The sequence below is a fragment of the Pseudofrankia asymbiotica genome (genome assembly GCF_001983105.1).
Classification (GTDB): Bacteria; Actinomycetota; Actinomycetes; order Frankiales; family Frankiaceae; genus Pseudofrankia; species Pseudofrankia asymbiotica.
This window is the reverse complement of record NZ_MOMC01000060.1, coordinates 47,247-68,048: the sequence shown is the minus strand read 5'-3', so window position 1 is coordinate 68,048 and position 20,802 is coordinate 47,247. Positions and strand designations below refer to the sequence as shown.

Here is a 20,802-nt window from a genome sequence, read left to right as displayed (position 1 = left end):
CCGATCCTCGAACTCGGTCGCGGGTCGTGACTGGTGGCGGCGACGACGCCCTGACGGGCCTCTGCCCGGACGGTGAGGCTCGGATCTGCCGGCCCGCCGGGTCGGCGGCGATCTGCGCGTTCACCGTGTACAACCTGTTTTCCCGGATAGTAGGGCCGATCGCGCTTCGAGGCCATCGCGCCCGGTCGATCAGGACCAGCGCGCCGTCCTGGACCACGCACGTCTTCGCGGGGGCGACCAGCATCGCCCGCTCCAGCTCGGTCAGCACCCGCGGCGCCTCATTCAGATACCGCGGTCCACAGGCGGTTGGCAATGGCCCATCGGACGCGGGGTGTCACCTCGCGAGAATCGCCCCCAGATAGGCAACGGGCAACCCTCCGAAGCACCGTCCATCGGCTTCCTGTGCCTGGCAGACTCCAGAACATCGCTGCCCTGTGACACCACGCCGCGGTAACCGGCTGTCCGATCGACACGCTCTCRGCCTCGTAGGGAGAGAATGTTTACCAGCCCTTGTACATCGGCGCGGAGGATGTCACGATCAGATCACTGGCAAGGCCGAGATGCTCGGGGAGGCATCAGGTGAAAAGCACGGGAGTACCATTCGTCATGGCGATCGCCGAACCAGTGAGCGTGAAGCTTCCCGCGGAGGCTCACCCAGATGGCAGGGCTGGTCTGATCACACCTCAGGAGTACGCCGATCGGGCGCTTCTCGGAGTCGGCTTGTCCGAGGCGGAGATCAAGGTGAGCACCCTGTTGTTCGCCGAGCCGTAARAATTCTCGTACCGGAGCCGATGGTCGCGTGTGGGCGCCGGCTTGTTTGTGCCGGCTGGTGCCCGCACGGACGCGAGGCTGCCTCAGGCGGCCGGCTCTGACCGCCGCGGTTCAGGAACGGATCTCGAAGTACCAGACGGGGGACGGGCGGATCTTTCGCATGGCAGTGTGCAGATGAAACCTCTCGTGGTATTGCTGGGTGGCACTCGGGACGCAGAGCTGAAAGCCGTTGCTGACTGCCTTCATGGACAGGGCGTCGTCTTTGTCGACGAGACCTGGTTGCGAACTGGTCGGTTGATCGAGCTGTCCGTCCCGGATTCTGGTGAATCTGTTCTCCGGCTTGGGGACCGCACCGTCGTTCCAGCGGAGATCGGTGGCATTCTGTGCCGCCCGGCGGTTGTCCGTCAGGCCGACGGGAGTCTCGCGGGGCAATTTTTTGAGGAAAACCCTGAGCTGGACAAAAAATTCCAGCGATTCGACCGTGCGGAAGCAGAGGCACTGCTCCTGGGTGGCCTTTTCCCGACGACCGCTCGATGGGTCAATCATCCGGCCGCTGATATGGTCGCCAATCACAAGCTACACCAGCTCGCGGAAGCGCGGGCCGCTGGCCTCGTGGTGCCGCGTACGCTTGTTTCGACCGACGCCGCCGCGTTGCGGGACTTCTGGCACGAGAACTCCGGCCTGGTGGTCTCCAAGGCGGTGCACAGCATTTCGACCAGGTTCATAAGGGAATCGGTGGTGACTCGCCAGGTCGGCGAGGATGATATCGATGTGCTGACGAGATCTCCTCGGACCGCCACCCTGTTCCAGGAGCTGGTTCCGGCCGAGATTGATGTTCGTGTCACCCTGGTCGGCGACCTTGCCTTCTCCTGCGCAATCCATAGCCAGGAAGGGGGCAGCCGGCTCGACTGGAGGCTCGACCAAACCGTAAGAATGACCGCCCACAACCTTGAGGCTGGACTTCTTGGTAAGCTCCAGCGGTTGCGGAGCCGTCTCGGGCTGGCGTACGGTGCGGTCGACCTGCGTATCAGGCCCGACGGAACCCCGGTTTTTCTGGAAATAAATCCTCGAGGCATCTTCTCATTCGTCGAGTACTACACTGGTGCTCCCATCGCGCGCTCCCTCGCGATGTTTCTCGCGGGTGCCGGCGGCGAGAGTTCTCCGCCGAGTGGCGAATCGCTGGTCGATAGGCCGCGGGGGGAGACGGCGAATGGGCTTGCTGGTCGCCTGTGACCGCGGACGGGGCTGGGGCCTCAGAGCCCGCTAAGGACGTGAAGGGGCCACGAGCTCGGTTGYTGGCGCGAGGTCAGACGGGTCGGGCGACGAACCACGTCCGGTCGTCAGTGAGCCAGCCGCCGAACCTCAGGTCCGCCGCGGCGAGATCGCCGGCCAGCTCCTCGTCACTGATCTGATAGCTGGTCCATGCGTGGGTCCAGACCGAGTCGCCGCTCTGGTACTCGATCTCGAAGCGCATACAGGGCGGGTTCCAGCTGGCCGCGCGGATGACGCGCCGGAAGCCGGCGGGATCGTCCCAGACCGGCTCAGCCCTTTCGAATGTCCTGAGTAGCTCACGCGTGTAGTACTGGAAGACGGCGGTGCCATCGTTGTCGAGATGCCTTCGCACGGCGGCGACGAAACGCTGGCGCAGGGCGGGATCGACGTTGAGGAGGCCGCCGGTCAGCAGTACCGCGTCGAACCTGCGGTTCAGCTCGAGCGACTGGATAGGCGAACACACCGTCGTCAGGTCCGAGCTTAGAGCCAGCATGTCCGGTGAGTCGTCAACTCCGGTCACCGAGTGGCCCAATGCCGCCAGCGGTCTCAGGATCCGGCCGGTGCCGCAACCCAGCTCAAGGACCGAGGCGCCGCGGGGGATGGCGGCATCCACGATCTCCGCTTCGCCGAACGCCGGCAGGAGCGCATAGAACTCGACCGGACACCCGTCGTTGGTTATCGCGCCGGGCCCGCTGCCCACTGCTTCGTCCACACCGAGTGAACGCGGCGCCTTCCTGGATCGTTCCGGAATACCCAGGAGAAGCGGTCGACCAGGACATGCGTCGACGCGAAGCCGAGGACAGCCTGGGCGAACGGGACGGCGGCGACCAGTCGCCCGTTGTCGCCGTCTCGCTCCGTCCCGTCTCGCTCCGTCAGGAGCAGCCCACGTTGTACGGACCACTGGCGGCGTTCTTGACGACGTTGGAACAGGAGACGACGTTGTCGGTGTCGTCGGGCTTGTGAATGTTGACGCCGTAACCGGGTCCGCGCAGGTCCAGGGTGTTGCCGGTGATAAGGTTCCCGGTTCCCCAGCCGTCGACCACGACGTGCGTCTGAATCCCATCCAGCGGGCTGTTCACGCCGGAGTTCTTCTCGACCCGCCAGCCATTGCCTTTCAGGTCGATCCACGAGTCGGCATAGTTGGCACCGGTGATCGCCGACCCGTCGATGCTGTTACCGGCGATGACGCCTCCCGTCGTCCCTTCCTTGATGTCCACGCCCTCGGCGGTGAAGCCGCTCAGGGTGTTGCCGATGATCTGGTTGCGGTCGGAGTTGTCGGGCCGGCCGCCGGAGAACTTCTCCCAGTTCGACTCGGCGGTGCCGACGTAGATCGCCTCGCCAAAGCCCTCGTTGTCCCGTCCGGTACCGTTGACGGTGACTCCCGCCACGAGGTTGTCACTGGAGAAGTTACGAAGGTGAACCGCCTCGTGACCGATCTGCGTGACAGCCAGCTGATGGATCACGGCGTGGTTGGTCTGGTCGACCATCAGGCCCTTCTGCCCGTTGCGGATGGTGAACCCCTCGAGCCGCCAGTAGTTGGCGCCGTCCAGGTGGAAGACGTAGCCCTTCTTCACGTCTCCGCCGTCGATGACGGCGCCACGCGAGCCGCGCACCGTGACCGGGGCCGCCGCGGTGCCGGGCCGATCGCCGACGAAGTTTCCCTTGTAGACGCCGTCGGCGAGCTGGATCAGGTCGCCGGGCTTGGCGGCCGCCAACGCGGAGGTCAGCTCGCCGCTGGTGGACACCTTGACGGTGCGAAGCGGCTTCGGCGCGGGCGGGACCGAGGTCACCGCGGCCGGCGGCGGTGCGACGGCCGGCGCCTGGCCGGGACTCGTCGCGCCGTCGCCGTCGCCATCGCCGACCCTGAAGTCCGCCTCGATGACATTGGGGTTGCCGGAGCCGCTAACGGGCTCGACGGTGGCGGCCGCCGGGTCGTAGTCCAGCCGCACCCGGGCGGACAGCACATGATCGCCGTTGGAGAGCTGGTCCAGCCGGACGGTGAACGGCGAGTCCCGGTCGGTGAGCACGGTCTTGCCGTCCAGCGAGAACCGGACCCGCTCGACCCCGTCCAGCGAGGACGTGCCGGCCGCCAGGGACACTTCGACGCCGGCGGCCAACGTCATGTCGTCCATCCGCCGGTCGCCCACCATCAGGGTCCACTTGCCGATCGGCTTCGGGCTCCTGGTCACGGCGGGCCGGGCCGACGCGTCAGGCGCTGGGTCGGCGTCGGGATTGGCGTCGGCATCGGGGAGCAGCGCCGACGCGTCGGGCACCGGGCCGGCGTCGGCGGAGACGAGGTCGCCGTTCTCGCCGCCGTTGTCGTTCCCACCTCCACCGGCGAACACCACGGCCAGGATCACGACGACCAGCAGCGCGGCGACCGCCGCCCCGACCTTGCGGGGACGGCTGTCGAGCAGTCCGGCGAGTCGGGCGCCAAGGCCACGCCATCCGCCTGAGCCACCCGGCTGGCGCGTCACGCTGGCCGAGTCGGCCGCCGGGCCGTCGGGGCCGTCCGCCGGGCCGCCGGGGCCGTCCGTCGCGGGCCGGTCGGCGGGGCCATCGTCACCTCGGGGAGAGTGGCCAGGCTCCTCCCCGGCGTGGGGCTCGTCGGGGACGTCGGCCGCCGGCTGGTCGTGCACAGGTGTCGGCGGCGAATCGGGCCCGCGGGGCGGGTCTGGTTCGAGGTCCCCGGACGCATGATCGTTGGGCGAGGTGGGCGCCATTTGCGATGTACTCCCGGGAAACACGGGCGGGTGTGCCGGACACCGGGGGCGCGCGAGGTCCGGCGCCACGGCTGGATAACCAGCCGGCGCCGCCCCCCGGTGACGACTTGGAGCCGGTCCTCAGCCTAGCCGCGGCCCAGTGGACATCACTTCCGGGCTCACCAGATCCCCATGTGACGCCGGGCATGCTCCGGCTATTTCTTCGTGGCGTGGGCTGCCGCGTTTTCGGTGAGCCAGTCGGCGGTGTGGTCGAGCCACTGCCAGCGGGTGTTGCCGAGCAGGTGGTCGCCGCCGGGAACGAGGAGCAGTTCTCCGGCGGGCGCGGTGGTGGCGATGTGTCGTGCCTGGGCCGGTGACGGGAGCTCGTCCGCACCGCCGGCGACGACGAGGAGAGGTTGGTGAATGGCGGCGGGCAGGTCTGGATGCGCGAGTGCGGCGGTGACCGCCCGCGCCTGGTCCGCGCCGCCGCATCGGATGGTCAGGGTGTCGATGGCGAACGCGGGCAGCGCGTCCCACGTCGGCATCGGGTACGGCCCGCTGACGGTCGCGACCGCGCGGACGCGGGCGTCGGCGGCCGCGGACCGCATCGCGTAGAGGCCACCGAGGCTGAGACCGATGAGCACGACACGGTCGGGATCGGTCACGTCCAGGGCCGTCAGTCGGTCGATCACGGCGCTGGTTACCTGCTGGTAGGCCGGCTGGGGTGGCTCGTCCGCGAGCGTGCCCTGGCCCGGTCCGTCGATGGCGGCGACGGCGAGGCCGCGGGCGAGCAGCGCGTCGGCGAGGTCGAGGAACTCGGCGCGCCCGGAATCGAGGCCGGGGACGATGACGGCTACCGGCGGCGGGGCGTCGTCGACGCCCGCGGGCAGGCGMAGTTCGCCCTCGAACCGCGGCTCGCCTGGTCCGGGCCGCAGGTCGTGCACCGTGCCACCGAGTACGGCGTAGCGGCGTAGCGCGTCGACCGCCTGCCGGTCCGCGGCGACGGCCCTGGTCAGGTCGGGGTTGGGCAGGGTGTTCGCGATGTGGGCCGCCGCCGCCGCTGCTCGCCAGGCGTGGCGGGCGGTCGCGGTGCGCGCGTCCTGCTCGGCGGCCTCGGCGGTCCTGGCGTCCTGCTCGGCGATCGCGATGAAGGCGGGTAGCCAGTCCCGCAGCGAGGCGAGGCCGGCCGTGAGGTTGTCATAGCGGAACGGGTCGACGCCGGCGCTGATCGCGCGGGACCGGCAGACCGCGGCGATCGTGGCGACGTCCGCGTCGTCGACGAACCAGGACATGGATGGCGCTCCCCTTGAAGGTGATCCGGCGGGCATCTACTCGACCAGGCATCTACTCGACGGTGAGGATGGCGTTTCCGCGAATACGTCGAGCGCGCAGGTCCTCGATGACGTGGGCCGTGCGGGTCCAGGAGTCGACGACACCGATCTCGGGGCGCAGCTGGCCCCGGTGGACGAGCCGCACCAGCGTGCGCAGGTCGGCGGCGTCCGCCTCCGGTGTCCCGGCGTAGTGGAACTGCTCGATCGCCGCACCGGCGGTGCCGTCAATCCAGTCGAAGAAGTCGACACTGATCGGCTGGCGGCTGGCCTGCCCGAACCAGAGCACCCGCCCGGCCGGGTATGCCTTGCGGCGGGCAGCGGTGAAGCCTGGCCCACCGACGGAGTCCAGGACGACGTCGAAACGGCCCTGGGCCTGCTCGACGTCGGTCACGACGTTCGCGCCCAGGGTGGCCAGCCGCCCGCCGCGCTCGAGGCTGGCGGACACCGCGGTGACCTCGGCGCCTGCGGCGACCGCCAGCTCGGTGACGTAGTGCCCGACCCCACCGCTGGCTCCGGTGATCAGGATCGAGATGCCGGGAAGCGGGCCGACCCTGCGCAGCAACCGCAGCGCGGTGAGCCCGGCCAGGGGCAGCGCCGCCGCCGTGGTCGCGTCGACCTGCGCGGGCAGCTCGACCACCGTTGTGTGGGCCACCGCCACCCGCTGGGCCCATCCGGATGACGGCACGTGCGCCACCACCGCCGTCCCCGCCGGTGGGCCGAAGCCATCGGCGGCGGCGAGGACGCGACCGGCGATGTCCTTGCCCGGTCGCCAGCCCGGGGCCGGCGCTTCGAGCTGGAGCGTCTCGCCGCGGTTGACGGAGAACGCCGTCACCCCGATCACGATCTCCGACGGGCCGGGGTCGGGGTCGTCCACCTCGTCGAGGCGGACCGAGCCGTACCCGTCTGACACCAACGCCCACATAGCGCGTAACTCCTCAGGACTGTTCCGTTCGGCCCCCCGAGATTGGCGCGGCTAGGCTCGTTCCGAAAGTAGGCAACAAATAGTGCTATAGGCACTTTTCCGAAACCAGGGAGGAGACCCATGGCCTCGGCCGCCGCCTCAGCCGACGGACGCTACGACGTCCTCGCCGCCGCCTGCCCGACCCGGCAGATCGTCGACCGCATCGGCGACAAGTGGAGCCTGCTCGTGCTCTACGCACTGGAGGGCGGCACGCTGCGGTTCCAGGAACTGCGCCGAACCGTCGACGGCATCAGCCAGAAGATGCTCACCCAGACCGTCCGCGGCCTCGAACGGGACGGACTCGTCGAGCGAACCGTCCACGCGGTCATCCCACCTCACGTCGACTACTGCCTGACCCCGCTCGGCCAGAGCCTGTCCTCACGCATCGCCGAGCTAYGGATCTGGGCCTACACCCATATCCAGGAGGTGGACGACGCCCGCGCCGCCTTCGACGAGCGCGTCGGGCAATCGTCGCCTCGTCCGTGRCCGTCACCACCAGCGCCGAGAGAGGGAGTGGGTGGACGCGCGGAGCAGCCGCCAGCCACATGGCAGGCGGTGGTCAGCTGGAGCGTTCAGAGCGTCACTCAGAGCCAGGTGGCGGCTGGTGGTGCGACCCCGAGCCTCGGGCCTGATGGGATAGCCGGATGCGCAGAGCCGTTCGCCACCTTCCGGCCCTCGCCGCGTTTCTGCTGCTCGCCGCGTGCGGATCCGAACAGGCGGGCACCCTCGGCGCGGGCGTGGCCACGCCCGCGGCCCGGATCTCCGCGACCGAGCCGCCTGTGGACGGCGTCCGGATCACCCAGCTGACCGTTCCCTCGGGCACGCCCAACCCAGGCTCCGGCCCCGGCGGATCCCCTGGCCGGGTCGACCCGTTCCCCGCCCACGACTCCGGGATCTCGGCCTCGTACGAGGTCACCAACGACAACGCCGAGGCGCTGACCTACACGATCCTGTTCGACTTCACCACGGACGCCGGTGAGGTCATGGCCAACACCTATGAGACCGTGCGCGCGGTCGGCCCCGGCGCGATCGTGCGTGGCACGGTCCGGCTGGGGGTGCTGGCCCCTGGCGCGTCCCCGGTGACCCGCGTCAAGGTCGCCGAGGTGACCTCGGTACCCGCCGCTGAGGCGCCCCCCGCGCCTGGCGAGTGCCCGTCCTCCGGCATCCGCCTCACCGCCGGTGACGTCGACGCCGCGATGGGACTGCGCGCGGTGAGTCTGGACCTGGAGAACTGCGGGACGCGCGACTACCCACTTGAGGGCTACCCGCTCCTGGAACTGCTGGACGACGACCGGTCACGCGTCGACGGTGTCCAGATCGTGCACGGGAGCGGCGGCATCGCCACCGTGCCCGGATTCGACGAGCCCGCCGGCCCGCTGGTCCTGAAGCCAGGCGAGAGCGCCCGTTCGGCCCTCATGTGGCGCAATACCACCGAACTCGGCCCCGCCCCCGTCAACATCCCGTACGTCCGGGTCCGAGCCCAACAGGGTGCCGATCCGGTGATCGTGACGCTCCACCTCGACCTCGGTACCACCGGCAGACTGGCCGCGCAACCCTGGGCACACCCACCCACGTAGAACCAGTCGACGCGTCCTCCGGCCGTTAACGTAGCATGTGCGGCGTTCGTCTGCCCAATGAGGGAGGAACGGCGCGGGTATGGAGTTGGATGTTCTCGGCATCGGCAACGCGATTGTGGACGTCCTGTCGCGGGAGGAAGAATCCTTCATCGCCGCGCATGGCCTGCGCAAGGGCGGCATGACGCTGATCGATGGCGACCGTGCCCACTCCCTCCACGCCAGCATGAGCTCGACGGTGGAGGTGTCGGGCGGCTCGTGTGCCAACACGATGGCCTGCGCGGCCTCGTTGGGCGGGGCGATCGGCTACATCGGCAAGGTCCGCGACGACGCGCTCGGCGCCGTCTTCGTCGACGACATCCGCTCGAAGGGCGTGGAGTTCCGTACCACGCTGGCCAGCGACGGGCCGGCCACGGCACGCTCACTGGTCGTCGTGACTCCGGACGGCGAGCGCACCATGAACACCTACCTCGGGGCGTGCGCGGAGCTGAGCCCGGACGACGTCGACGAGGAGCTCGTCTCGGGGGCCAAGGTCGTGTACTTCGAGGGCTACCTGTGGGACTCGCCGCGCGCTGTGGAGGCGGTGCGCGCGGCGATGACGGTGGCGCACGCCGCGGGACGCGCCGTGGCGGTCACGCTCTCCGACCCGGCGTGCGTCGACCGGCACCTCGCGGCATTCCGGGAGGCCGTGGTCGACGACGTCGACATCATCTTCGCGAACGAGGCCGAGCTCAGGGCACTGACCGGGGCGGACTCCTTCGAGACCGCGCTCGGGGCCATGGCCGGCCGCGATGTCCTTGTGGTGGCCACCCGATCGGAGAAGGGCTCGGTCATCGCTCTCGGGGACGATCTGTACGAGATCCCGGCGGAGCCCGTGGCGGAGGTCGTGGACACCACAGGCGCCGGCGACGCCTACGCCGCGGGCTTTCTCCACGGCTACACGCAGGGCCGTGACCTGGCGACCWGCGGCCGGCTCGGATCCGTCGCCGCCGCCGAGATCGTCTCCCATCTGGGCCCGCGCCCGCTGGTGAGCCTGGCGGGGTTGTGCGCCCCGATCCTGCGCTGATGCGCAAGCTCGACGCCGCGCGAGTCGGGTGGAATTAGATCGGCTGTGCACAATAAGGTTGCACGATGGTCTGGCGGAAATGTGGCCGTGAATGGGCCGATGACGTCGGCTGGCCAAGCTGGCTCCGCTTCATGACGAGCACCCGACGTTCGCCTCGCGGATCTGTCGCAAGATCGGTTCTGTCGCGTTTTCGCGCCCACCGGGTTCGAGGTCGTCGCTGGATCCCCTCTTCTCTCTGACGCCATCGTGGTCCGAGGACGCGAGGGATCTTCTACACGGCTGTGTGAGTGAATGATGTGGGAACCGCATTCGAGGTACCTCCGAGCGCGCTCCCTGAGCCCGCGGCCCCGCAGTCTGACGTGGCAGGTCGCTGTCTCGAAAAACCGCCTCGCGAACCGATGAAATCCGGCCACGGCATCCGCATCGACAGTATCGCCCGGGAATGAGATGATCCCGACGGCTCCGGTCACGTGAGCGCCGCGGAGCCCGCCGGGCGCGCGTATGGCGCGTCGGGTTCCCGACATGGCGACGCTCGGCCCGGATTCCTTCTCCGCCTATTCCTCGGGTCTAATCTGCCGTCCGGCGTCCCGCCGATCCAAGCGGAACACCGACGCCATGGGGGGCGTCGGCCCGCCGGGCCTGATTTCGACGCGGGCGCCGCCAGCCGCAGTCGTGCCCACCGGCACGAGACGAGGAGGTATTCGAGGATGCTGAGAACAGCAAGGCCAAGGAGAACACGCTGGGCGCTGGTGCCGGTGCTGCTCGCCGCGTCGTTCGCGCTCATCGCGAGCGGGGCCGGCGCGGCCCAGGCCGGCGGCGTGCCGAGCGCGAGCTGCGGCGGTACCCGGACGGACATCATCGTCCCTGGTACGGACGCTCCGGTTCACCCGGCCGTCCACGTCGAGACCGGCTTCTACGCGCTGAGTGGATACTACTGGCCGCCGACGACAATGATCACCTGCCGTACCCAGTTCAAGGTGGGCCACCCCGTCGTGCGCACGGGCGGCACCGGCTGCCACCAGGGCGCGCTGCCGTTCCAGATCCCGAGCGAGCTACCACCGGACTACTCGACGCCCCTGACAGTCGACTGGGGGACGTTCCTGCCCGGTGGCTGGTACTTCGGCGGTGATCGCGGCGCCGAGTGGGCGACCGTCTGCTGGTACCCGCGGCAGCCGGCGAACGACGGCACCCCGGCCGGCGCGCCGACGACGAGCCTGCCCGCTCTCCCGGYGGTACCGACGCCCAGCTGAGGCCACCCGCCGCGCCCTCGACGGCGCGGCAGCCCCGCCGAGACGCGCGCGCGCACATGTATATGTGCGCGCGTCTCGGCGGCCTGGTGGAAGAAGCCGGCCTACCTGTTCGAGGCGGGTGACTCTGCCCAGTAAGGGAACCCGTCCCGAGGTGGTCCCATGATCTACCCGTCGCCGAGTCAGGAGCGGTACTCGGGATTGGGGAAGTCGAAGCGCGCGCCGGCGTCCCACTCCTGCCGCTGATTGCCATGGGCCGGGAACCCGCCGGCGGAGCGGAGAAGGCGGGCGAGGTGCATCAGGTTCCAGGTCATGAAGGTGGTGTTCCGGTTGGTGAACTCGTTGTCAAGCCCGACGCGGGCGCCGTTCTCGAGCGTGTCGCCGTAGCTCGGGCCGGGGCCGGCCTCTCCGATCCAGCCGGCGTCGGACTGGGGGGCGACGCTGTAGCCAATGTGCTRCAGGCTGTACAGGACGTTCGACGCGCAGTGTTTGATGCCGTCCTCGTTCCCGGTGATGAGGCAGCCGCCCACCTTGCCGTAGTAGAGCCACTGTCCCTTGTCGTTGAGTTCACCGGAGTGCGCGTAGAGCCGCTCGATGATCTTTTTGGTCTCGCTGCTGTTGTCGCCGAGCCAGATGGGGCCGGCGATCACGAGGATGTCCGCGGCCAGGACCCGTTCGAACAGCTCCGGCCATGCGTCGGTTGGCCATCCGTGCTCCCGCATGTCGGGGTAGACACCGGTCGCGATCGGATGGTCGACGGCTCGGAACTGGTCGACGCGTACTCCGTGCTTCGTCATGATCGACGCGCTGGCTTCGACGAGCAGTTGGGTGTGGCTGATTCCGGGCGATCTGGTCAGCGTCGTGTTGATGAAGAGCGCGCTGAGACCGGAGAAGTCGGTGTTGAGGCCGTCCATGATCGAAAATCTTACTGATCACCGAGGTCGAGAGTCATTACCTGGTCCTTACGGCTTTCAGCTCCTTGCGTGCTGGGCCGGCGGTCAGATCGCCAGGGTCGGGGTGGAGGGGGTGGGGTGGGGCTGTGGGCGGTAGGCGTGCCAGGCGGTGGTGAGGCGGCGGACGGCTTCGCTGAGGTCCTCCGGGGTGGCGAGGAAGTGCAGGCGCAGGTATTCGTGGCTGCCCGCGTTCGCGTCCAGGCCGGTGCCCGGGAGGACCGCGACGCCGTGACGCAGCGCCGTCTGGGCGAACGAGGTGCCGTCGCCGTGGGGGAGGCGGACCCACAGCGTCTGGCCGCCGGGCACGGCGGGCGCGTCCCAGTCGGGGAGGTGGCGGGCGAGCTCGGCGCGCAGGTGGTCGTGGTGGGCCTGTCGCCGTGCGGCCTCGCGGCGCTGGATGGTGTCGAGGCAGCCCAGCAGGTCGGCGGCGGCGAGCTGGGCGGGGATGTTGCCGCCGAGGTCGTGCACCGCTCGTAGCCGGCCCAACCGGGCGACGAGCGGCGCCGGGGCACGCACCCAGCCGACTCGCAGGCCACCCCAGACGGCCTTGCTCAACGACCCGATCGTGATCACCTGGTCGTCGTGGGCCGCCAGCGGCGGCGGTGGCTCCCCGGCGCCGGGGAAGCCGAGGTCGGCGAGGGCCTCGTCGTCGATGAGGGCGACGCCCGCGGCGGCCGCGGTCCGCGCGAGGCGCTGGCGGCGCAGGGTGGGCAGGACCGCGCCGGTGGGATTGTGGAAGGAGGCGATCACGTAGGCGAGCGCGGGCCGGTGCCCGGCGGTCGCGGTCGCGAGCCGGTCGAGCTTGTCGAGCCCGACCGGCAGCCCGCGCACCAGCGCGCCCTGTCCACGGAAGGCCTCCAGCGCACCGGGGTAGGTGGGTGTCTCGACGAGCACCCGGTCGCCCGGCCGCAGCAGAGCGCGAGCCAGCAGGGACAGCGCCTGCTGCCCGCCGCTGGTGACGAGGACCCGGTCGGGCGTGGTGGGCACGCCCCGCCGCTGGTAGCGCTCGGCGATGGCGCGGCGCAGCGCCGGGAGGCCCATCGGGTGGTAGCCGATGTCGCCGGTGATGCCGGCCAGCCGCGGCACGGCCCGGGCGTAGGCGTCGATCAGCTCGGCGGGCGGGGCGTCGGGCGCGGCGCATGCCAGCAGGAGGACACCGTCCCTCGGCTCGAGCAGGTGCAGGAACGCCGGCGTCTGCGCGGTCGCCCGCGGCGGCTCGCGGGAGTCTCCTGCTACCCGGGTTCCGCTGCCCTGCCTGCGCGTGATGCGGCCTTCCACAGCCAGCAGGTCGTAGGCGGTGACGACCGTGCCGCGGCCGACGGCGAGCGCCGCCGCCAGCGCGCGGTCAGGCGGGAGGCGTGCCCCGGGGGGCAGGTCGCCGTCGTCGATCAGCGCCCGTATCCGCGCCGCGAGCAGCACGTACAACGGCCCGCGACCCGACGACCACCGGCCGAGGCGTTCCACCCATCCGATTGGCTCCATCGGCGGTCCAATCTAGTGGGATTGGCTCTGCTCTGGCGGCGGTCCCGTTCCGACGATGGACACCATGACGACGTTCGCGCCCAGCGCCATCTCCGCCCTGATCGACAGCCCGGTGCGTCACGACCTCGGCGAGAGCACCTGCCCGCCGCTGAGCCTCGGCGAGCTCGTCGAACCGGCCGAGCTGAAGGACGTCGCGCTCGGCTACGGCACCTCGCACGGCGACGAGGAACTGCGCGGGCTGATCGCCGCGGGTGCCGGAGTCGGCGCCGACGAGGTACTGGTGACGGTCGGCGCGATCGAGGCGATGTTCCTGCTCACCCAGGCGACCTGCGCGCCGGGCGACCGGGTCGCCCTGGTCACGCCGTGCTTCCCGCCCGCCCGGAGCGTTCCGGAAGGCCTGGGCGCGCGGGTGGACCTGGTCACGTCGTCGTTCGACGGCGGCTACCGGCTCCCGCTCGACGCGCTCACCGACGCGCTCACCGAGCGGACCCGGCTGGTGTCGGTCGCCTCGCCGCAGAACCCGTCGGGCGTCCGGTTCACCGACGACGAGATGCGCGCCCTGCTCGCCGCGGTCGCCGACCGCGCGCCCGGCGCGGTCGTCCTGGTCGACGAGACCTACCGCGAGTCCACCTACGGCGACGGGCCGGTCCCGCCGTCCGCCGCGGCCCTCTCGGCCCGGGTCGTCACCTGCTCGTCGCTGTCCAAGGCCCACGGCGCGCCGGGCCTGCGGCTCGGCTGGCTGACCACCACCGACGCCGACCTGTCCGCACGGCTGCGCGAGGCCAAGTTCGTCACCACGATCGCCTGCTCCACCCTCGACGAGCTCCTCGCCGTCCACCTGCTGCGCCAGCGGGCCGCGATCCTCGCGCCCCGGGCCCGGCGGCTGGAGCGCGCGCTCGCCGAGCTGTCCGCCTGGGCACAGGACCAGCCCGTGGAGATCGTGCGCCCGGACGGCGGGGCCATCTGCTGCCTGCGCCTGCCCGCCGACCGGTTCCCGGACGACGCGGTCGCCGGCTTCTACGCCCGCCTCGCCACACTCGAGACCCGGGTGGCGCCGGGCTCCTGGTTCGGCGAGCACGACCGGGTGTTCCGGGTCGGCTTCGGCCACCTCGCGCCCCACGACTTCAGCGCGGCGCTCGACCGGCTCGCCACCGCCCTCACCACCGCCCTCGCCGGCTGAGCCTCCCGGCGGCCGGCTCGCCCGGCGGGCAGCCGGGTCATCTCCGCGAGATGCTTCCCTGGGTGTCGACGTACACGGGAGAGCATCTCCTGCCGGTCGGGTCGTTCTGGTTCCAGATACAGATCCGCACGGAGAACTTGTAGTAGCCGAAATAGAGGAAGGCCGGCGGACTGGAGTTTGCCTCGGTATGGTTCGCCGCCGTGAGGCTGACGCTCGAAGGCTCGGCTCCATAGGCTTCGTCGGTGGTGGTGACCTCACCGGCGCAGGAGGCGGCTCCGGCGGAGAGCGTTCCGTAGAGAAGGTTGGCGTAGTCCATCCAGCCGGCGCAGCCGGGAACGTCGACGGCCGAGCCCTGCTGATAGTTCGGGTCGTTCTCAGGGCTCGCGGGGCCGGCCTGGCCCGGGTTGGGCGGCGGGTTTGTTCTGGCCGGCGCGGTCCCGGACGCGACGGCCGAGGAGGCAGGGGCCTGGGGCTGAGTACTGATCGCGGCCGCGGGGGCCGATGTGCCCAGCGCGGTGGGGGTGAAGGAGGGATGTGTCGTTTCCGAGGCGGACGTGGCCGGGACGTCCTGAGGACTCGCGGTGACGAGCGGATCGGTTCCACCTCTCGCCGCCGGCTGATCACCCCCGGACAGGAATTCGGGGCCGAACAGCACCGCCGGTATCGCCAAGGCGGCCGCCACGACCGCGCCGACCGCGGCCAGCCGTGCTCCGCGCCGCGACCCGCCTTTGGCAACGCCCGCTTTCGTGTCCGTTTCCGCGGGCGGCGACGACGATCCAACGAGTGGCTCGAGCGCGCTGCTGGCGGAAGGCTCCGGTGGCACGGCGGCGGGAGACCTCCGCGGCGCAACCAGCGACGCGGGCTCGGTCGCCTGTGCGGTGACGGGCTGGGGTGTCTCGGAGCAGGCCGGGGCGTTTGGCTGGCTGGCCGGTCGGTCCTGGGAGTCGTCGGCGGCACGGCGGACGGCGTCATCGAGATGCAGCGGCAACCCCGCACGGGCGGTCCAGCCGGAGCCGAGCGCCTGGGTGGCGGCGCGCGCGAGGTCGAGCGCGAACGCGGTGGCATCCGGGTGCCGGTCCTCGGGGGATTTCGCCAACGCGCGGAGAACCACGGCGGCGAGCCGGGGGTCCACACCCGTCATCGGCGGTGGTGGCTCGGTCGCGTGCTGGAACCACAGGGCCGGCGCCGGCAGCTTCGGATCAAAGGGCGGCTGGCCGGCCAGCAGCCGGTAGAGCACCATCCCCAGCGCGTACAGGTCGGTTCCCGGCCCCAGCCGACCGCCCTGGATCTGCTCCGGCGCCATATACAGCGGGGTGCCCACCATCCGGCTGGCGGTGGCCGCCGACCCCTCGAGCAGCTTCGCGAGTCCGTAGTCGCTGACCTTGGGGGTCCCGTCGGCGGCGAACAGGATGTTGCTGGGCTTGATGTCACGGTGCAGCACCCCGTGGCCGTGCGCGTGCGCCAACGCGCCCGCCACCGCCAACCCCACCGCGCAGGCCTGCTCCGGCCCGATCCCCACCTGGCGGTCGGTCAGCGTGCCCCCCGCCAGCAGTTCCATCACCACGAGGCACAGACCCTCGGCCTCGACATAGTCGTGCACGCGCAGCACGTGGGGATGGTCCAACGTCGCCAGCACCCGCGCCTCGGCGGCGAAGCCGTCCGTCGAGTCGCCGGCGTCCTCAGTGCCCATTACCTTGATCGCGACTGGGCGGCCTATCCGCAGATGCTCGCCGGCCAGCACAAGCCCGGACGCTCCGGACCCCAACCGCTCGGCGATGTGGTAGCCAGGCAGCGCCTTCTCCACCCGCTCCCGGTCAACGATCACCGAGTGCCCCGGGGGGCCCTGCCGCCCGACTTTCGCTGCCGCGCCATGGTGAGGGCAGTCTAGTCATCCGGCCACGGATCGCCGCAAAGCGGTCACGTTCCGGCGATCACGTTGACACCGGCCGTGGTGGATACCCCGCTTGCCGGTCAGKGGCTGGGCCGGTCGCCGTGTCGGCGGTCCACCTCTGAGCTGTGGCTGAGTCGTGGCGTGCGGCCGGTCGCGCCGGGGATAGCCAGAGGAGCGAGCCGCCGCGGCCCGCGAGGTTGCCTGGTCTCGTGAGACCAGAGGACCCTCCGCATTGCTCTCCAGGGAGATCTTTCCATGTCGGACGTCGAGCCGTCGACCGCCTCGCGGAAGCCGCGATCGGACGCGTGGCGGTCGGCGATCACCGTGGTGCAGGAGGTGGAACCTGCTTTCGTCCCGGCGGGTGCGCACGCGATGACCATCGTCGTCGAGTTCCCGCCGGGTGACCCTGGTACGCCGCCACATCGGCACTCCGGGCCGGCCTTCGGCTATGTGCTGGCCGGCGAGATGGTGTTCGAGCTCGAAGGTGAGCCGGCGCGTGTCGTCCGGCCCGGCGAGGCCTTCTGGGAGCCGGGTGGCGACGTCATCCACTACCAGGACGGCAACAACCGCGACGACATCCCGGTGCGCTTCACCGTCACGATGCTCTGCGAACCAGGCAAACCGATGCTTACGCTCGTGGACGAGGACGAACTCGTCCGACGTCAGGGTCGCCGAGCCTCGCGCACCGACTGACCGAGTTTGACCCAGGTGATCCGACCGGCCGCCGGCTCGGGCGCGGCCGGCGCGGCCGGCGCTGCCGGCGCGGGCTTTCGCGTGGATCTGGCCACCGCTGGTGTCGGCGCGATCGACGGCGCTGAGGGCGCCGTATGGTCCGGCGCCGGCGCGCCGCTGCTGGGCGCCGTGGAGCAGGCTCCAGGGTCGGTCGTACCCGGAGAATCCGGCGTGCGGAAGCAAGGGCAGGTAAGTTGACGAAACATGATCGGCATCACGGCGCCTGACCCAGGTGCCCGCGCCGACCTGGCCGGCGCCGGCGCTCGGCGCCCTCCGTGACCGGCCGTTCGGTCCACATCGAGCTACGTCGAGCAAGACCTGATTTCGGATAGGACGGCGAGTGGGACTCGTGGAAGACATCGAGCCGATCAAGCAGCTCAAGGCCCAATACTGCCGGTTACTCGACACAAAGGACTGGGCGGGTTTCCGCCAGCTCTTCACGGATGATCTGGTGATCGACACGACGGATTCTGGTGGCAACGTCGTCACCGGCGCGGATGCGTTTCTGGAATTCCTGGTGGTCGCGCTCGCGGGCACGGTCACGGTCCATCAGTGCCATACCCCGGAGATCGGCATAACGTCACCCTCGACGGCCGACGGTATCTGGGCGATGGAGGATCGAGTTCGTTTCCCGGATGGATCCGACCTGATCGGGTTCGGCCACTACCACGAGACCTACGAAAAGAACGACGGTTCCTGGCGGATCAAATCCTCAAAGCTGACTCGCCTCCGGATGGACATCAGCAAGCMGAAGAACGACTGACCAGGCGGTCACGCTCGGCTCGGCACCCGCGCGATCGGCGGGGCGAAAAGCCGCACGACAGTCCTGATGACGTCGCCGACGCCCCGTACGCATCTGGGGCGGCGGCCGGCATGCGCCGGTTGGACGGGCGAGCGAACGGTCAGGTGCGCCGGCTTTGCCCGTGGCGAGCGAGGGCTTCCAGGATCTCGTCGCGGTTCTGGCGGTCGATCGAGGTCGCGCCGCCGCCGGCGATCGCCGCGTCGACCGCCGCCAGCGCCTCGGCGTACTGGCCGAGGTCGAGCAGGATCGCCGCCCTGACGCTCTGGCCGGTGGCCCGGTTGGTCCGGTCCGGCAGCGAGCCGACCCCCGCGCCGGCGCGCTCGATCTCCAGGCCGCGCGCAGGCGGCCAGGGCGTCGTCGAGACGGTTCATCAGGTGCAGGACGACCGCCTTGTCCAGGTGGCCGAGTACGAAGTTCGGCTCTGCCCGCAGCGTCTGCTCGCAGACGGCCAGCGCCTCGTCCAACTGGTCGCTCCGCAGGTACAGCCGCCCCAGATTGAGCAGGGTTCCCAGGTGGCCCGGGTCGATTCCGAGGACCTGGCGGTAGGCGGCGGCCGCCTCGTCCGTACGGCCGAGATCGTTGAGCATCAGACCCTGGTAGAAGTGCGCGTCTATGTAGCGCGGTCGCAGCTCAAGCGCCTCGTTGAACGCGGCGAGCGCCTCGCCCTCGCGGCCGGAGCGGGCCAGTCCGTTGCCGCGCTCGACGAGGTCGACCTCGGCCGGGGCGGCCCGATCCTTGACCTGCGGCTAGTCGGCCGGGTCGGTGAGCGTTCCGAGACACCGGGGGCACAGCGCGGCGCCGAACAACCGCGCCTTCTCCTGCACACACTGGTGGCAGAAGCGGCGTTTGCAGTCACCGCAGATCATGTGCTGGCCGGCGAACGAGCCCGGGTTGGCGCGAGCCACCGGGTTGCCCCCGGGAATCGCCGAGACCGAGATCATCCGGTCGCAGAAGTAGGCGGAACAGTAGTAGACCGCCACGCTCGCCTCCAGTGGCGCGCCAGGACCACCCACCCGATGCGGATGCGGCCCGCGTAGATCGACATCGCAAGGCTCCCACGCACCAGTGACTCCCCGCGGCCGGCGTCGGCCGCGCGACAGCGCCTCGTCGCGCGGGAGAAACCGCTGATCGTTGATCACGCGTAGGGTGGTGCGCGGAGCAGGCGCTGGTCGCCAGGCGTTGGAGGGCGGGGTCGATGGGTCGTCGGTTCAACACGGCTGGGCCGTGCCTGCCGACGGAGCATTACATGATCCCGGCGCTGTCTCGGTTGCCGGAGGCGCCGGGGCTGGTGGATCTCAAGGCCTACTTCGTCGTGCACGCTCCCCGCCAGACTGGCAAGACGACCGCGCTGCGGGCGCTCGCGCACGAGCTGACGCTCCAGGGCCGCCATGCCGCGTTGCACTTCTCGTGCGAGGCTGCTCGTGCGGCTGGAGACGATTTCGGAGCCACCGCGTTGGGTCTCCTTGAACGGATCAAGGAGGCCGCGCGGTGGCAACTGCCGTCGGAGCTGCGTCCGCCGACGTGGCCCGCGGCGCCTGAAGCGGCGCTGCTCAGTACCGCGCTGGGCGCGTGGGCGGAGGTCTGTCCCAGGCCGTTGGTGCTGTTCTTCGACGAGATCGACGCGTTGCAGGGGCAGAGCCTGCTCAGCGTGCTCGGGCAGCTCCGCGACGGCTATAACAGTCGGCCGGCTCCGTTCCCGTGGTCGGTCGCCCTGTGCGGGCTACGCGATGTCCGCGATTACAAAGCCGCGTCTGGTGGCAATCCATCCCGGCTGGGGACGGCGAGTCCGTTCAACATCAAGTTGGAGTCGCTCCGTTTGGGCGACTTCACGCCTGATGAGGTGGCGGCGCTCTACGGTCAGCACACCGCGGACACCGGTCAGCAGTTCGCATCCGGCGCCGTCGAGCACGCCTATGAGCTCACCGCTGGGCAGCCGTGGCTGGTCAACGCCCTCGCCCGTGAGGTTGTCGAGAAGATCCGCGTCCCTGTGGCGGAAGCGATCACGGTCGCGCATCTGGAGCGGGCGAAGGAACAGCTCATTCTCACGCGGGCAACCCACCTGGACTCGCTCGCGTCGAAGCTCGCTGAACCGCGGGTCCGTAACGTCATTGGCCCACTGCTCGCCGGCGACCCACTCGTGCTCGATCCCTATGACGACGACCTCAGCTACGTTCGCGACCTTGGTCTCGTCGCGCCCACCGCGCCTGTTCGGCCCGCGAACCCCATCTACCGCGAGGTCATTGCCCGGGTCCTGTCCTCGAGCATCCAGGAAAGYGTCACCGCCAACCCGCGTTCGTTCATCCGCTCCGATGGCACCTTCGACCTTCCCAAGATGCTCGACGAGTTCGCCGACTGGTGGATCGAGAACGGCGAGTTCCTCACCAGCACCGGGTACTACAGCGAGGCCGCACCCCAGCTGATTCTCATGGGCTACCTACAGCGTGTCGTGAACGGTGGCGGCCAGGTCGAACGTGAGTACGCCGTCGGCTCCGGCCGTATCGACCTCCACCTCCGCTGGCCCTACAAGGCCTCCGACGACAACCGCCACGTCCAGCGCGAAGCCATCGAGATCAAGGCCTGGCGCACCGGAAGACCCAACCCACTTCCCGCCGGCCTCAAGCAGCTCGACCGCTACCTCGACCGCCTCCACCTCGCCACCGGCACCTTGGCCATCTTCGACCAGCGCGAGGCCGCTCCCGCGATCGACGAACGCACCACGATCACCACCACCACGAGCCCGGCTGGCCGGACCGTCACGGTGCTCAACGGCTGATCCGCCCGGAGACCCGCTCCGCCCTCACGTCGTGGGAGGGCGGCCTGAACTCAGGCCCGAAGCTC

At 70.1% G+C, this 20,802-nt stretch carries 20 protein-coding genes; 11 read left to right on the top strand and 9 right to left on the bottom strand.

Annotation, left to right across the window (positions count from 1 at the left end; all coding sequences use genetic code 11):
* The first annotated feature begins 630 nt into the window (after positions 1-630).
* Together BL253_RS42505 and BL253_RS41910 are read left to right on the top strand one after the other, a co-directional pair.
* Entirely contained in the window at positions 631-771 is a 141-nt protein-coding gene (locus tag BL253_RS42505) for a hypothetical protein (protein WP_158230436.1), read from the top strand.
* A gap of 174 nt (positions 772-945) precedes the next feature.
* Positions 946-2,004: an MvdC/MvdD family ATP grasp protein gene (locus tag BL253_RS41910; RefSeq protein ID WP_158230435.1), complete on the top strand. Its 1,059-nt coding sequence runs from the start codon at positions 946-948 to the stop codon at positions 2,002-2,004.
* 73 nt (positions 2,005-2,077) lie between these two features.
* Here the strand turns inward: BL253_RS41910 and BL253_RS28170 are convergent, their stop codons facing one another.
* From BL253_RS28170 to BL253_RS44120, 5 genes are all read right to left on the bottom strand, one after another.
* Positions 2,078-2,755: a class I SAM-dependent methyltransferase gene (locus BL253_RS28170; protein ID WP_158230434.1), complete on the bottom strand. Its 678-nt coding sequence runs from the start codon at positions 2,753-2,755 to the stop codon at positions 2,078-2,080.
* 160 nt (positions 2,756-2,915) lie between these two features.
* Positions 2,916-4,682: an Ig-like domain-containing protein gene (locus BL253_RS28165; protein ID WP_081438770.1), complete on the bottom strand. Its 1,767-nt coding sequence runs from the start codon at positions 4,680-4,682 to the stop codon at positions 2,916-2,918.
* A 278-nt stretch (positions 4,683-4,960) separates the two neighbouring features.
* Complete coding sequence (locus tag BL253_RS28160; RefSeq protein ID WP_076820325.1) at positions 4,961-6,037, bottom strand: alpha/beta hydrolase family protein; 1,077 nt, start codon at positions 6,035-6,037, stop codon at positions 4,961-4,963.
* A 52-nt stretch (positions 6,038-6,089) separates the two neighbouring features.
* Positions 6,090-6,998 carry a zinc-binding dehydrogenase gene (locus tag BL253_RS28155; RefSeq protein WP_076820324.1) on the bottom strand — a complete coding sequence of 303 codons (909 nt, stop codon included), beginning with the start codon at positions 6,996-6,998 and terminating at the stop codon, positions 6,090-6,092.
* Between the two features lie 138 nt (positions 6,999-7,136).
* Positions 7,137-7,358 carry a hypothetical protein gene (locus tag BL253_RS44120; RefSeq protein ID WP_241835231.1) on the bottom strand — a complete coding sequence of 74 codons (222 nt, stop codon included), beginning with the start codon at positions 7,356-7,358 and terminating at the stop codon, positions 7,137-7,139.
* Here BL253_RS44120 and BL253_RS44115 point away from each other — a divergent pair.
* The 4 genes from BL253_RS44115 to BL253_RS28135 all read left to right on the top strand — a co-directional run bounded on the left by BL253_RS44115 (position 7,251) and on the right by BL253_RS28135 (position 10,927).
* On the top strand, positions 7,251-7,844 hold the full coding sequence (locus BL253_RS44115; protein WP_241835230.1) for a winged helix-turn-helix transcriptional regulator: 594 nt from the start codon (positions 7,251-7,253) through the stop codon (positions 7,842-7,844). The genes BL253_RS44120 and BL253_RS44115 overlap by 108 nt on opposite strands.
* Positions 7,775-8,614 carry a DUF4232 domain-containing protein gene (locus BL253_RS28145; protein ID WP_241835229.1) on the top strand — a complete coding sequence of 280 codons (840 nt, stop codon included), beginning with the start codon at positions 7,775-7,777 and terminating at the stop codon, positions 8,612-8,614. Before BL253_RS44115 ends, BL253_RS28145 begins: the two co-directional genes overlap by 70 nt.
* A gap of 79 nt (positions 8,615-8,693) precedes the next feature.
* On the top strand, positions 8,694-9,677 hold the full coding sequence (locus BL253_RS28140) for an adenosine kinase (protein WP_076820322.1): 984 nt from the start codon (positions 8,694-8,696) through the stop codon (positions 9,675-9,677).
* 707 nt (positions 9,678-10,384) lie between these two features.
* On the top strand, positions 10,385-10,927 hold the full coding sequence (locus tag BL253_RS28135; RefSeq protein ID WP_198946427.1) for a hypothetical protein: 543 nt from the start codon (positions 10,385-10,387) through the stop codon (positions 10,925-10,927).
* A gap of 179 nt (positions 10,928-11,106) precedes the next feature.
* Here BL253_RS28135 and BL253_RS28130 read toward each other — a convergent pair whose 3' ends face one another.
* Both BL253_RS28130 and BL253_RS28125 read right to left on the bottom strand, forming a co-directional pair.
* Complete coding sequence (locus tag BL253_RS28130) at positions 11,107-11,838, bottom strand: flavodoxin family protein (protein ID WP_076820320.1); 732 nt, start codon at positions 11,836-11,838, stop codon at positions 11,107-11,109.
* Between the two features lie 84 nt (positions 11,839-11,922).
* Positions 11,923-13,359: an aminotransferase-like domain-containing protein gene (locus BL253_RS28125; protein ID WP_076820319.1), complete on the bottom strand. Its 1,437-nt coding sequence runs from the start codon at positions 13,357-13,359 to the stop codon at positions 11,923-11,925.
* A 64-nt stretch (positions 13,360-13,423) separates the two neighbouring features.
* On the opposite strand from BL253_RS28125, the gene BL253_RS28120 reads away from it, so the two are divergent.
* Positions 13,424-14,539, top strand: a complete 1,116-nt coding sequence (locus tag BL253_RS28120) for a pyridoxal phosphate-dependent aminotransferase (protein ID WP_081438768.1) — start codon at positions 13,424-13,426, stop codon at positions 14,537-14,539.
* A 37-nt stretch (positions 14,540-14,576) separates the two neighbouring features.
* Here BL253_RS28120 and BL253_RS28115 read toward each other — a convergent pair whose 3' ends face one another.
* Positions 14,577-16,364 carry a serine/threonine-protein kinase gene (locus tag BL253_RS28115; protein WP_076820318.1) on the bottom strand — a complete coding sequence of 596 codons (1,788 nt, stop codon included), beginning with the start codon at positions 16,362-16,364 and terminating at the stop codon, positions 14,577-14,579.
* A 321-nt stretch (positions 16,365-16,685) separates the two neighbouring features.
* Between BL253_RS28115 and BL253_RS28110 the strand changes: the two genes are divergently transcribed.
* From BL253_RS28110 to BL253_RS28100, 3 genes are all read left to right on the top strand, one after another.
* Positions 16,686-17,123, top strand: a complete 438-nt coding sequence (locus BL253_RS28110) for a cupin domain-containing protein (protein ID WP_076820317.1) — start codon at positions 16,686-16,688, stop codon at positions 17,121-17,123.
* A 6-nt stretch (positions 17,124-17,129) separates the two neighbouring features.
* Positions 17,130-17,360 carry a hypothetical protein gene (locus BL253_RS28105; RefSeq protein WP_076820316.1) on the top strand — a complete coding sequence of 77 codons (231 nt, stop codon included), beginning with the start codon at positions 17,130-17,132 and terminating at the stop codon, positions 17,358-17,360.
* Between the two features lie 151 nt (positions 17,361-17,511).
* Positions 17,512-17,925 (top strand): nuclear transport factor 2 family protein, encoded by a 414-nt coding sequence (locus BL253_RS28100; RefSeq protein WP_076820340.1) that lies wholly within the window; start codon positions 17,512-17,514, stop codon positions 17,923-17,925.
* Positions 17,926-17,933: 8 nt separating this feature from the next.
* Here BL253_RS28100 and BL253_RS45530 read toward each other — a convergent pair whose 3' ends face one another.
* Entirely contained in the window at positions 17,934-18,650 is a 717-nt protein-coding gene (locus tag BL253_RS45530; RefSeq protein WP_081438767.1) for a tetratricopeptide repeat protein, read from the bottom strand.
* Positions 18,651-19,210: 560 nt separating this feature from the next.
* On the opposite strand from BL253_RS45530, the gene BL253_RS28085 reads away from it, so the two are divergent.
* A complete protein-coding gene (locus BL253_RS28085; protein ID WP_241835226.1) occupies positions 19,211-20,737 on the top strand; it encodes a P-loop NTPase family protein in 1,527 nt (508 codons plus the stop codon).
* The last annotated feature ends 65 nt before the right edge of the window (positions 20,738-20,802 follow it).

Excerpts from the sequence above, each read along its gene's own strand:
- BL253_RS28155 (WP_076820324.1), bottom strand. The coding sequence starts at position 6,998 with ATGTGGGCGTTGGTGTCAGACGGGTACGGCTCGGTCCGCCTCGACGAG.
- BL253_RS28110 (WP_076820317.1), top strand. The coding sequence starts at position 16,686 with ATGTCGGACGTCGAGCCGTCGACCGCCTCGCGGAAGCCGCGATCGGAC.
- BL253_RS28125 (WP_076820319.1), bottom strand. The coding sequence starts at position 13,359 with ATGGAGCCAATCGGATGGGTGGAACGCCTCGGCCGGTGGTCGTCGGGT.
- BL253_RS28120 (WP_081438768.1), top strand. The coding sequence starts at position 13,424 with ATGACGACGTTCGCGCCCAGCGCCATCTCCGCCCTGATCGACAGCCCG.
- BL253_RS41910 (WP_158230435.1), top strand. The coding sequence starts at position 946 with ATGAAACCTCTCGTGGTATTGCTGGGTGGCACTCGGGACGCAGAGCTG.